We start from the raw sequence: 12,243 nt of genomic DNA, 5'->3' as shown, positions 1-12,243 counted from the left end.
CTCCTATTCAGCGGCCTGCGACTGTGCGCCGTAGGCCTCGGACATCATGTAGCCGGACAACACGCCGTAGGCGTCGGTCCAGACGGTAGCGAGTTCGGGCGTCCAGGCCTCGCCAAGGCCCTTCTCCAGGGTCCACAGCAAGGTCGCGCCGACCACGGGGTAGTGCTCGGCCTTGGCGCCGTAGCCGACGTGACGCTTCGCAAGCGCGGAGGCCGCCGGAAGAATCGAGTCCAGATTCGACAGACCGCCGACGACGGCGGCGAGCATGCCCATCAGCTTCTTGCGCTGCTCGGTCATGTCCTCGGGGAACATCGCGCGCACGGATGGCGCCACCTCGAACAGGCGATCGTAGAACAGCACCGCGGCCTGCGCGGAAATCGGCGCGACCTTGGCAAAGCTCTGCTGCACGAGGGTGATCTGTTCCGGCGTCATGATGTTCTCCTGCCTGTTGGGTTTGCCTTGGTGCGCGCCATTGCGAACCAGGTTCATTGTCAAACTGTCGGGCAATGCTTCTCCCCGCGTATGGGGAGAAGCGAGATTCGTACCAAGTATTAGACACGCGCGCCGGCGAGGCTTGACGCGCCTTCGCCCTGCGGGCTGCGACGCAGATAGAACCACCAGGTCAGCGCGAGGCAGGAGGCGTAGAAGCCGAGATAGATCGCGAGCGCGAGCTGCGGCCCGCCGGTCAGCGCGATCGACTTGCCGAACCCGGTCGGGATCAGATAGCCGCCAACGGCGCCGACCGCGCCGATGAAGCCGACCGCAGCACCGCTCTCGATGCTCGCCGTCTTCAAGGCGACCGCGCGCTCCGCATCGCCCTTGCCGCGCACCCTGAACAAGTTCTGCTCGCGGAAGATCGAGGGGATCATGCGGTAGGTCGAGCCGTTGCCGATGCCCGTCGTCACGAACAGGACCAGGAACATCGACAGAAAGCCGATGAAATCCTTGTGCCCGACGAAGTAGAGCACGCCGATCGTCGCGCCTGCCATCACGATGAAATTCCAGAACGTGATCACCGAGCCGCCGATCCTGTCGGCAAGCCAGCCGCCGAGCGGCCGCGACAGCGAGCCGACCAGCGGCCCCAGGAACGCGATCGCAATGGTGACTTGCGGGAACTGGGTCTTGATCAACAGCGGAAATGCAGCCGAGTAGCCGATGAAGGAGCCGAACGTGCCGATATAGAGATACGCCATGATCCAGGTGTGCTTGCGCCTGACCACGGCGAGCTGGTTCTTGATCGACGACTTGGCCGTGGTCAGGTTGTTCATGAAGAACACTGCGCCGAACACCGCGATCGCGATCGGCAGCACCCACATCAGGCCGGCGTTCTGGAGGAAGACGCCGTCGACGGGCGATGCCTGGAACAGGTTGATGACGGCGAGCGTCATCAGGATCGGGGTCAGGAGCTGCACGCTGGAGACGCCGATATTGCCGCCGGCCGCATTCAGTCCGAGCGCCCACCCCTTCATCCGGTCGGGGAAGAAGAACGAGATGTTCGTCATGCTGGAGGCAAAATTGCCGCCGCCGAGACCGGCGGTCGAGGCAATCAGCAGCATCAGCCAGAACGGCGTGTCGGGCTGGCCGACGAAATAGGCCAGCGAAAGCGTCGGAATGAGCAGGATCGCCGCGCTGAAGATGGTCCAGTTGCGCCCGCCGAAGGTCGTCACCGCGAAGGTGTAGGGAAAGCGCATCAACGCGCCGATCAGCCCGGGCACCGCGACGAGCTGGAACAGCTGGTCGGTGGTGTAGTGGAAGCCCGCCTGCGGCAGCTTGGTGGTGACGATGCTCCAGATCAGCCAGACCGAGAAGCCGATATGTTCGGCCACGATCGACCAGATCAGGTTGCGTCGCGCGATAGTCTTGCCAGTCGCATTCCAGAACGCCTCATCTTCGGGGCGCCAGTCTGAAATCCAGGTTGGATTCTTCGTCATTGAGTATCCCTTCTTGCCTCACCGCTGCGTCGTTGCAGGCTCAGCCTCCGGCCACGGAGGCGCGCGCCGAGGCCAAGCCCCGGTGGCGAGTTCACGATGCTGATTGATGATGTTGAGGGACGTCGTCGTTGGCGTCGCGGCCGGTGTTTCAATTTCCGTGCCAACTGCGCGCATTCCGGAAACGCAGGAAATTCAGGAGCTTGTTCGTCGTGCCCCAAATTCTTGCAGCACTATTTCGCACGCAAATTTTGCGATTCGCTCAATCCCTGTGCGCCGCACAAGGATTGAGCTTGATGATTCAAAATTAGGCGTTGCGTGAGCATCTGTTGGTGACGCGCCTACGCGGCTTCGACGAAGCGATGACGCTCATAGAGGAATTCGAGCACGCGCTGCCGGCACTTCAGGTAAGTGACGTTGGTCGCGAGTTCGAGCCGCTTGCGCGGCCGCGCCAGCGGCACCTCCAGCACCTCGCCGATGCGCGCGCTCGGCCCATTTGTCATCATGACGATGCGATCGGACAGCAGCACCGCCTCGTCGACGTCGTGGGTGATCATCAGAATGGTGTTGCCGAGCTTCTGATGCAGCGCCATCACCGAATCCTGCAAATGCGCGCGGGTCAGTGCGTCGAGCGCGCCGAAAGGCTCGTCGAGCAGCAATACTTTCGGCTCCATGGCAAGCGCGCGGGCAATGCCGACGCGTTGCTTCATGCCGCCGGAGATTTCCGAGGGCCGCTTGTCCTTGGCATGGGCCATCTGCACGAGGTTGAGATTGTGCATGACCCAGGCGTCGCGTTCGGAGCGCTTCTTGGTCTTGGCGAAGACCTTGTCGACGCCGAGCCGGACGTTCTCGTACACGGTCAGCCATGGCAACAGGCTGTGGTTCTGGAACACCACCGCGCGATCCGGTCCCGGCGAGTTCACCTCGCGGTTCTCGAGCAGCACGCCGCCCATGGTGGCGTTGGTCAGGCCTGCGATGATGTTGAGCAGGGTCGACTTGCCGCAACCGGAATGGCCGATGATCGAGACGTATTCGCCCTTGTCGATGGTGAGATTGATATCCTTCAGCACCTCCGTGGAGGCTGCGCCGCGGGTGAAAATCTTGTCGATATGGTCGAGCTTCAGATAAGCGGTCATGTGCTTCCCCTTTAATTCAGCGCGGTGCCGCGGGTGACGATCTTGCCGGCGCCCGCGATCAGGCGGTCGAGCACGAAGCCGATGATGCCGACATAGAACAGCGCCAGGATGATTTCGCTGATATGCGAGGAGTTCCAGGCGTCCCAGATGAAGAAGCCGATGCCGACGCCGCCGATCAGCATTTCCGCGGCGACGATCGCGAGCCATGACAGGCCGATGCCGATGCGAAGTCCCGTGAAGATGTAGGGCGCGGCGGCAGGGATCATGATCTTGGCAAAGAACTCGAGCGGGTTGAGCTGCACCACTGCGGCGACGTTGCGATAGTCCTGCGGAATGTTGCGGATGCCGACCGCGGTGTTGATGATGATCGGCCAGACCGAGGTAATGAAGATGACGAAGATCGCCGACGGCTGGCCGTCACGGAAGGCCGCGAGCGAAAGCGGCAGCCAGGCCAGCGGTGGGATCGTGCGCAAGACCTGGAACAGCGGATCGAGCCCGCGCATGGCCCAGACCGACTGGCCGACCAGGACGCCGAGCGCGATGCCGGCGATGGCGGAGAGCGAATAGCCGAGCGCGACGCGCTGGAGACTGGCGGAGAGATGCCAGAACAGACCCTTGTCGATGCCGCCATGGTCGAAGAACGGATCGAGGATCAGCTCCTTGGTGTCCTTGAAGACTTTTGACGGCGGCGGCAGCGCCGAGCCGGCGCGACGGCAGACCAGCTCCCATATCAGCATGAGCAACGCGACCACGACGAGCGGCGGGATGACGCGCACGGCGGTCTCCCGCGCCATCCGCGCGTAAGTCTCCGATCGCGGCGGCCGCTTCGGTGTCATCGCGACGACCGGCGCGGCAGCGCTCGCAGGCTTCGCGGTCTCAACCTCGATCTTCGTGGCGGGCATCTTCATCGCAATATCTCTCCGGCTGCAAAAGACGATGCGGCCGCCCGGAGGCGGCCGCTGGCTCCATCAGACTTCGACGCGCTTGATCGCGAGCGACTTCAGATAGGCAGCGGGATTTTCCGGATCGAACACCTTGCCGTCGAAGAAGGTCTCCTTGCCGCGCGACGTAGAGGCCGGGATCTCCGCACTTGCGACGCCGAGCGTCTTGGCCGCATCGCGCCACATGTCCTCGCGGTTGACCTTGGCGATCAGCGCCTCGGTGTCGAAATTCGCCTCGTACTTGCCCCAGCGGATGTCCTCCGTGAGGAACCAGAGGTCGTGGCTCTGGAACGGATAGGAGGCGAAGTCGCGCCAATACTTCATGATGTGCGGGGAGTTCTCGACCACCTTGCCCGGGATGCCGTAGTCGAACTTGCCAGCGGTGCGGTCGAGCACGTCTTCGACGGGGCAGTTCATCCACTGCCGCTTGCCCATGATGGCGGCAAGCTCGGCCTTGTTCTCGGCCTTGTCCGACCATTGCTGCGCTTCCATCACCGCCATCAGCAGCGCCTTCGAGGCCTTTGGATATTTATCGACGAAGGCGGCGCGCATGCCGAAGGATTTTTCCGGATGCTTGTTCCAGAGTTCGCCGGTGTTGATGGCGGTGTAGCCGATGTTCTGATGGATCAATTGCAGATTCCAGGGCTCGCCGACGCAGAAGCAATCCATGGTGCCGACCTTCATGTTGGCCACCATCTGCGGCGGCGGCACCACGATGGTCTCGATGTCCTTGTCGGGATCGATCCCGCCGGCGGCGAGCCAGTAACGGATCCAGAGGTCATGCGTGCCGCCGGGGAAGGTCATCGCGGCCTTCACGGCCTTGCCTGAGGCCTTCTTCTTCTCCAGCGCCGCCTTGAAGGGCGTGGCGTCGACGCCGAGCTTCAGGTCGGCATATTCGTTGGCGACGGAGATGCACTGGCTGTCGAGATTGAGCCGCGCCAGGATGTACATCGGCGTCGGCTGATTGTTCTGCGTCACCTTGCCGGCCGAGATCAGATACGGCATCGGGGTGAGGATGTGCGCACCGTCGATGCCGTTGCCTTCTGAGCCGAGCACGAGATTGTCCCGCGTGGTGCCCCAGGAGGCCTGCTTCTGCACGTCGGTGTCAGGCATGCCGTATTTGGCGAACAGGCCCTTGTCCTTGGCGACGAACAAGGGGCCGGCATCGCTCAGCGCGATGAAGCCGAGCTTGGCACCCTTGACCTCGGGGCCGGCGTCCTGCGCGAAGGCGCCAGCGGGGAAATTGAGTTTTACGGCGGCCAGGAGTGCGGCGGTCGAGCCGGCGGCCTTCAACAATTGACGGCGGCTGAGGCCAGTGTCCGACGGCCGGCGGGTGCGCTTGGTCATGGGCGATATCGTCCTTTGCGTCGTTGCAGAATGATTGCGTCAGTGCACACGAGCAGCCCATCCGGTCCGGCGACGCCTGAAGCTGCGCATGCGAACGCGCGGCGGGGAGACCCCCGTCTGGTGGCGTCGGCAATTCGGATGAGAAGTCTCGCGGGACGGCTTCAATGGCGTCGGGCTGGAACTATTCAAGCTTCGTGCCAAGCGCCACAACGTAGAAAATCTCGAAAGATCAGTATGCTACAGGCAGCGCGCCAGTCTGTCGCAGGCCCGTTCCGCTCGCGAAATTTGCGGCTTGCCCAATAATTGTGCGGCGCACAACAGTTGTGCAGCAGCTCAAGCAAAAGGCCGCATCAAGCGCAAAAGCCGGGGCAGCCAAAGCTCTACCAGATTGATGTTGCTTGCTTTTTATGAGCCCAGCACACGGCACGCAACTTGCTTCTCCATTTACGTCAATGAAGACTGCGGCTTTGCCGCATTGATGCAGGCGCTGGCGGCTGCATCCCGGAAGCTCAACTGCTTCGCGGCCCTCCTCGGCTCGGTCGTCGTGACGCAATCCCAAAGGCTTCCAACTCTCCATCGCCTCGTGCGCGGCAGGTCAGCCCGCACGGGCAGTGACGTTCAATCGCTCTCGCAGGAGGGCGAGATCTCTTTCTCAGGAAGCAAAAGGAACCATCGATGTCGTATCTCGCGCCTTCGGAATTCGTCACCAAGATGGTGGATGCGGGCGAGTCCAAAGTCTTCATGTCCACCCGGGATACCATCATCCGCGCCTACATGGCCGGCGCCATCCTGGCGCTCGCGGCATGGTTCGCCGTCACGATCAACGTGAACACGGGGCAGCCGCTGATCGGCGCGCTGCTGTTCCCGGTCGGCTTCGTCATGCTGTATCTGCTGGGCTTCGACCTCCTGACCGGCGTGTTCGTGCTCTCCCCGCTCGCGCTGATCGACAAGCGCCCCGGCGTCACCATCGGTGGCGTCTTGCGCAACTGGGGCCTCGTCTTCGTCGGCAACTTCGCCGGCGCCTTCACCGTGGCCTTCATGATGGCTTTCGTCACGACCTTCGGCTTCACGCAGGACCCCGATAAGATCGGCACCGCGATCGGCAATATCGGCGAAGGCCGAACGCTGGGCTACGCTGCGCATGGCGCGGCCGGCATGGCGACGCTGTTCCTGCGCGGCATGCTTTGCAACTGGATGGTCTCGACCGGCGTGGTCGGCGCCATGATCTCGACCTCGGTCCCCGGCAAGGTCATCGCGATGTGGATGCCGATCCTGGTGTTCTTCTACATGGTGTTCGAGCATTCCGTCGTGAACATGTTCCTGTTCCCGTCGGGCCTGATGCTGCACGCAAAATTCTCGATCATGGATTACCTGATCTGGAACGAGATCCCGACGGTGCTCGGCAACCTCGTCGGCGGCCTCGCCTTCACCGGCATGACCCTCTACGCCACGCACGTCATGACCAAGCCGAAGCGCCAGGCCGGCAAGGCCACGTCGCCCCGCGTCGCGGCCTGATACGTCTCGACAGGAGAGCCTCGCCCGATCAGGGTGAGGCTCCCCTTTGCCGGTGATGACGATGACCCGCGGACTTCAGATCTCGGTCGGCCAGCATTCCGACAAGGGTCGCAAGCCCATCAACCAGGATTTTCACGGCGTCCTCGTTCCGGACGAGCCGATGCTCAGCCTGAAGGGCATTGCGGCCGTCCTCGCCGACGGCATCTCCAGCAGCACGGTGAGCCAGATCGCCAGCGAGTCGGCGGTCAAGAGCTTCCTGATGGACTATTATTGCACGTCGGAATCCTGGACGGTGAAGACCTCCGCCCGCCGCGTGCTGGACGCGACCAATTCCTGGCTCCACGCGCAGACGCGCAAGAGCCAATATGCCTATGACCGTGACAAGGGTTATGTCTGCACGCTGAGCGCCATGGTCATCAAGGCGAGCACCGCGCACATCTTCCACGTCGGCGACTGTCGCGTCTACCGCGTGGCCGGCAAGGCGCTCGAACAGCTGACCGACGATCACCGGATCATCGTGTCCTCGGAGCAGACCTATCTCGGCCGTGCGCTCGGGATCAATCCGCAGCTCGAGATCGACTACCAGAGTTTCGAGATCGAGACTGGCGACACGTTCCTGCTGGCGACCGACGGCGCCTATGAATTCGTCGACGCGCGTTTTGTCACGAGTGCGCTCAGCGAGCATGCAGCCGAGCTCGACGGAGCGGCGAAGGCGATCGTCGAGGAAGCCTACCGGCGCGGCAGCGACGACAACATCACAGTCCAGATCCTCCGCATCGATGCAGTGCCGCAGCGCGAGCCGGCCGGCATCTTCAACCAGACCTCCCAGCTGCCCCTTCCCCCGCTGCCGGAGCCGCGGGCCATCTTCGACGGCTACAGGATCGTCCGCGAAATCCACGCCAGCAGCCGCAGCCACATCTACCTTGCCGTCGACGCGGTGACCGAGGAGCCGGTCGCGCTGAAGCTCCCGTCGATCGATTTGCGCGACAATGCCGCATACCTCAAGCGCTTCCTGATGGAGGAGTGGATCGCGCGCCGGATCGACAGCCCGCACGTGCTCAAGCCGTTGTCACAGTCGAAACGGCGCAGCTACCTCTACGTCGCGACCGAATTCGTCGAAGGTCAGACTTTGCGGCAATGGATGACGGACAATCCACGTCCCGATCTCGAAACCGTCCGCGGACTGGTCGAGCAGATCGCCGCGGGCCTGCGCGCCTTCCACCGCATGGAGATGCTGCATCAGGACTTGAGGCCCGACAACATCCTGATCGACAAGACCGGCACCGCGAAGATCATTGACTTCGGATCGGTCAGGGTGGCAGGCGTCGCGGAGGCCGCCCCTCAGGACGAGGCCGACGAAATTCTGGGAACGGTACAGTACACGGCGCCGGAATATTTTCTTGGGCAAGGCGGCTCGCCGCGCTCCGACATGTTTTCGCTGGCTGTGATCTGCTACCAGATGCTGACGGGAAAGCTTCCCTATGGCACTCAAATCGCCAGGATCCGGCGCAAGGCGGACGTGCGGAGGCTCAAATACCGCCCGGCCGATGACGACAGCAACGTGCCCGCCTGGGTCGACGGCGCGCTCAGACGTGCGCTGCATCCGGATCCCTACAAGCGGCACGAGGATCTGTCCGAATTCGTCTTCGAGCTTCGCACACCCAATCCGGCCTATCTCGACACGCGGATCACGCCGCTCTTGGAGCGCAGCCCGCTGATGTTCTGGAAATTGACCACGGCGGCGCTCGCCTGCGTCGTCGTGGTCCTGCTTGCGATGTTGCACGCGCGCTGATCCGGGTGTCGCCACGCAAAGCATCACCACGTGATCAGCGGAGACCGATGCAGCCAGGTATCGGCGCGCACTTGATCCAGCACGAATGTCGCAACGTCTTCGCGCGCGATGCTACCGCCATGGAAGCCCGAAAGATCCGTCAGGGCCCGGACCGAGCCGCGGCCGGGCTTGTTGTTCAGGATCGAGGGGCGAACCAGGACCCAGTCCAGCCCGCTGTCTTTGACGATTGCTTCCTGCCGGTCCTTGTCGGTGTACACCTTCTTCAGGAGAAGCGGAAAGATCACATTGTCGGCGACAAAGCCGCCGTGCCCGGCACTGTCGCCGGCGCCCATTCCCGTGATGCAAACGAGCCGCGAGACCTGCTCGGCCTTCATCGCGCTCACGAGCGCGCGCGTCCCGGTCGAGAGAAGCGTCACCTCGCGGAACGGGCTTACCGGTGTACCCAGCGCACTGACCACGGCCTCACGGCCTTTGAGGGCTGCGCGCAGGGCTGTTTCATCGCGGGCGTCTCCGACGATAAGCTTCGCCCCCGTGATGTCACGTGCCTTCTCGGCGGAACGCACCAGCACGGTGACGTCGTAGCCTCGCGCCACCGCCTGGTTGACGATCAGGCGACCGGTGGCACCGGTCGCTCCAAGCACCAATATCTTCGTCGCACCTTGCGGATCCGCCGGAACAGTGGCGATTGAAGAGGTCATGATGGGAGTCCTCGTTGTCGTGATGGGGACGTGCCCATGCCGTCAGGCAGAGGCCGCGATTTCGGAGACGAAGTCGCGATAGGAGCGCAGGGGACGGCCCAACAACGCGGTCAGACGCTCGACGTCGCCGGCTTCGGGGACCATTCCCTCGGTGAGGAAACGCTCGCTCATCAGCCGCATGTCGTAGGCCATCCAGCTCGGCATGAACTGCCGGAGATTCTTCTCGAAGCCGGCGGTATCGTCACCGGGATAGGCGATCGTGCGACCCAGCACCTCCGACCAGGCGGCGGCGGCTTTCGCGCCGGTCAGCGTATCGGGACCGACAAGATTGATGCGCGTGAGCGGAAGCGGTGTTGCAGCGCGCTCACGACGGATCAGCTCGAGGGCCGCGATCTCACCGATGTCGCGCGCATGGATCATGGCGAGTCCCCTGCTCCCGATCGGCATCGGATAGATGCCATATCCGGTCACCACGTCCTTGATCGTGACGTCGTTGTTCATGAAGTACGCCGGGCGCAGGATGGTGGCGTTGAAGCCCATCTGCTCGATCATCCGCTCGACGCCGAACTTGCCGGCAAAGTGCGGGACGTTCACGTAGCGATCGCTGTGGATCACCGAGAGGTACACGACCCGCTCGACGCCAGCCTCGCGGGCGACGTTGAGCGCGATCAGCGCTTGCGTGAATTCATCCGGCACCACTGCGTTGAGCAGGAACAGGGTCGAGACGCCCTTGAACGCGCTGCGGATCGAGTCGACGTCGAGCAGGTCGCCCTGCACGACGGTGACGCCTGCCGGGAGGTTTGCCTTGGCTGGATCGCGGGCGAGAGCACGGACATCGGCGCCGCGTTTGGCGAGCTGTTCGACGACGTGGCGGCCGACGGTGCCGGTTGCACCGGTAACGAGGATGGTCATGGAGATCACTCCGGGTTGGTCAGAAGACACCCGGAAATTAGCGATCCACAAACGAACCGATAGCCGCTATATTTGGACGGACTGTCTCACTGGTGGAACGATGTACCTGCTCGCACTGACCGACTTCAATCTCGTCGCCCGGCACGGCGGCTTCGGACGGGCCGCACGCGCCACCGGACGCCCGAAAGCCACCCTGTCCCGGCGGGTCGCCGAGCTGGAAGCTGCCCTCGACCTGCGCCTGTTCGAGCGCGGGGCGCGCACCCTGAAACTCACACAGGAAGGACGCGCCCTTTACGAGCGGACGGGGGCCTTGCTCACCGAGCTCGATGAGACGGCGACAGCGATCGCCTCGGGTGGGGACAGGCCGCGGGGGCGCTTGCGGATCAGCGCGCCCTTGCTGTTCTCGCAGACTGCAATGGGAAACCTCGCGGCTGGGTTCGCGCTCAGATATCCGGAGATCCGTCTTGAGGTCACGACGGAAGATCGCTCCGTCGACATGGTGGAGGAAGGGTATGACCTCGTCATTCGGGTCAATCCCGATCCGGATGACAGCCTTGTCGGACGAATCTTTCTGCGCGATCGGCTGGTGGTCGTGGCAAGCCCGGACCTGAAACGACCGAGGGACGGCATCGCTGTGCCGGCTGTCATGCGCGGAGCGGGCGACCAGCTGACAAGCTGGGAAGTCACGATGCCCAGTGGAAGGTCGCGCATCGCGATTGATCCGTTCCTGCGCCTGTCATCGCTCGTCATGGTTCGCGACGCGGTCCGGGCGGGCGTCGGCGCCGCACGCCTTCCGGTATCACTGGTCAGTCACGACCTGGCTGCCGGCACGCTGGTGCATTGGGGCGACATCGACGGACCGGAGATCGCGTTGTGGACGCTCTATCCATCGCGCCGGCTGTTGAGCGCGCGCGTCTCCGCCTTCCTCGACTTCATGAAAGAAGCCTTTCCGATGGGGACGCCTGACGAGCTGGCGGCGTTTATCGGGAGATGAGCGGGCGGCGCGCGCTGCTCGCGCCTGACGGTCAGGCGTGCTCCTCCGCCTTCGTCCCCAGCGGCTTCGGCGCCATGCCGCCGCCGGGCTTGAGGTGGAATTCGTAGGTCATCAGGTGCCATCGCCCGTTCGCCTTGCTGCCGTCGGGCAGCTCGAGATCGTTGCGCGGCTCGACCTTGGCGACGAGGTCGTCCTTCACGCCGAACACCACGTCGGAATCCAGATATTTGTCGCCGTCCATGAAGACGTGGGTGATCAGCGGCTCGTAGCCCTTGGCATTGACCAGGAAGTGCACATGCGCCGGGCGCATCGGGTGACGGTTGGTCTGCACGATCATCTCGCCGACCGGGCCGTCGGTCGGGATCGGGTAGCTGCACGGCAAGATGGTGCGGAAGAAGAAGCGGCCATCGCTGTCGGTGATGAAGCGCGCCCGCGCCGAGGCGCCGACCTCGTCATAGTTCGGCTTCTGCGAGTCATAGAAGCCGTCATCGTCAGCGTGCCAGACGTCGACGGGGACATTCGCGAGCGGCTTGCCGTCGAGATCGGTGACACGGCTCTGCACGAACATCCGTTCGCCGGTTTGATTGTTCGGAGAGATGTCGGTTCCGTGCGCCGTCACCTTGTGCTCGCCGACATAGAACGGCCCGAGCACGGTGGTCTGGGTGGCGCCCTCGCGCTCGCGATGGTTGACCGCGTCGACCAGCATGGAGACGCCGAGCACGTCGGACAGCAGGATGAATTCCTGTCGTGTGTCCGTGCATTTCTGGCCGGTGCGGGTCAGGAAATCGATGGCGTATTCCCATTCCGCGAAAGTGAGGCCGGTCTTGCTCACGTAATCGTGCAGCGACTTCACCAATTCCTGGAGCAGGAATTTCGCGCGCGGGTCAGGTGTCTGGTCAAAGCTCCGGACGACGGCTTCGGTGAGTTCGGTTTCGTTGAACTGGGTCATGGTCGTTTGCCTGCGTTTTCTCATTGGCCCG

General features: G+C 63.3%; 11 protein-coding genes. 3 read left to right on the top strand and 8 right to left on the bottom strand.

Annotated features, from left to right (window positions below):
- Positions 1 to 3: 3 nt before the first annotated feature.
- The 5 genes from ACFQX9_RS00735 to ACFQX9_RS00715 form a co-directional block, all read right to left on the bottom strand.
- A complete protein-coding gene (locus tag ACFQX9_RS00735) occupies positions 4 to 432 on the bottom strand; it encodes a globin family protein (RefSeq protein ID WP_377786058.1) in 429 nt (142 codons plus the stop codon).
- Positions 433 to 551: 119 nt separating this feature from the next.
- Positions 552 to 1,931, bottom strand: a complete 1,380-nt coding sequence (locus ACFQX9_RS00730; RefSeq protein WP_018457089.1) for an MFS transporter — start codon at positions 1,929 to 1,931, stop codon at positions 552 to 554.
- Between the two features lie 338 nt (positions 1,932 to 2,269).
- Positions 2,270 to 3,064 (bottom strand): ABC transporter ATP-binding protein, encoded by a 795-nt coding sequence (locus ACFQX9_RS00725; RefSeq protein ID WP_247363492.1) that lies wholly within the window; start codon positions 3,062 to 3,064, stop codon positions 2,270 to 2,272.
- 11 nt (positions 3,065 to 3,075) lie between these two features.
- The gene (gene ntrB / locus ACFQX9_RS00720) at positions 3,076 to 3,972 is read right to left on the bottom strand and encodes a nitrate ABC transporter permease (RefSeq protein WP_018457091.1); all 897 of its coding nucleotides are present in this window, start codon (positions 3,970 to 3,972) and stop codon (positions 3,076 to 3,078) included.
- Positions 3,973 to 4,032: 60 nt separating this feature from the next.
- Positions 4,033 to 5,352 (bottom strand): ABC transporter substrate-binding protein, encoded by a 1,320-nt coding sequence (locus ACFQX9_RS00715; protein ID WP_377786055.1) that lies wholly within the window; start codon positions 5,350 to 5,352, stop codon positions 4,033 to 4,035.
- A gap of 675 nt (positions 5,353 to 6,027) precedes the next feature.
- Between ACFQX9_RS00715 and ACFQX9_RS00710 the strand changes: the two genes are divergently transcribed.
- Positions 6,028 to 6,867 carry a formate/nitrite transporter family protein gene (locus ACFQX9_RS00710; protein WP_018457093.1) on the top strand — a complete coding sequence of 280 codons (840 nt, stop codon included), beginning with the start codon at positions 6,028 to 6,030 and terminating at the stop codon, positions 6,865 to 6,867.
- A 55-nt stretch (positions 6,868 to 6,922) separates the two neighbouring features.
- Positions 6,923 to 8,659, top strand: coding sequence for a bifunctional protein-serine/threonine kinase/phosphatase (locus ACFQX9_RS00705; RefSeq protein WP_166517755.1), 1,737 nt, complete (start codon positions 6,923 to 6,925; stop codon positions 8,657 to 8,659).
- Between the two features lie 23 nt (positions 8,660 to 8,682).
- Here ACFQX9_RS00705 and ACFQX9_RS00700 read toward each other — a convergent pair whose 3' ends face one another.
- Both ACFQX9_RS00700 and ACFQX9_RS00695 read right to left on the bottom strand, forming a co-directional pair.
- Positions 8,683 to 9,357: an NAD(P)-dependent oxidoreductase gene (locus ACFQX9_RS00700; protein WP_204510582.1), complete on the bottom strand. Its 675-nt coding sequence runs from the start codon at positions 9,355 to 9,357 to the stop codon at positions 8,683 to 8,685.
- Positions 9,358 to 9,399: 42 nt separating this feature from the next.
- Positions 9,400 to 10,269 (bottom strand): SDR family oxidoreductase, encoded by an 870-nt coding sequence (locus tag ACFQX9_RS00695; RefSeq protein WP_204510581.1) that lies wholly within the window; start codon positions 10,267 to 10,269, stop codon positions 9,400 to 9,402.
- A 100-nt stretch (positions 10,270 to 10,369) separates the two neighbouring features.
- Between ACFQX9_RS00695 and ACFQX9_RS00690 the strand changes: the two genes are divergently transcribed.
- Positions 10,370 to 11,263, top strand: coding sequence for a LysR family transcriptional regulator (locus ACFQX9_RS00690; protein WP_377786150.1), 894 nt, complete (start codon positions 10,370 to 10,372; stop codon positions 11,261 to 11,263).
- Positions 11,264 to 11,294: 31 nt separating this feature from the next.
- On the opposite strand, the gene ACFQX9_RS00685 is transcribed toward ACFQX9_RS00690, so the two are convergent.
- Positions 11,295 to 12,212 carry an intradiol ring-cleavage dioxygenase gene (locus tag ACFQX9_RS00685; protein ID WP_204510580.1) on the bottom strand — a complete coding sequence of 306 codons (918 nt, stop codon included), beginning with the start codon at positions 12,210 to 12,212 and terminating at the stop codon, positions 11,295 to 11,297.
- Between the last annotated feature and the right edge of the window lie 31 nt (positions 12,213 to 12,243).

The organism is Bradyrhizobium sp. GCM10028915, from assembly GCF_042666195.1.
Lineage (GTDB): Bacteria > Pseudomonadota > Alphaproteobacteria > Rhizobiales > Xanthobacteraceae > Bradyrhizobium > Bradyrhizobium canariense_D.
Note: the sequence above shows the minus strand (reverse complement) of the source record. Positions and strands in the feature narration are given on the sequence as shown.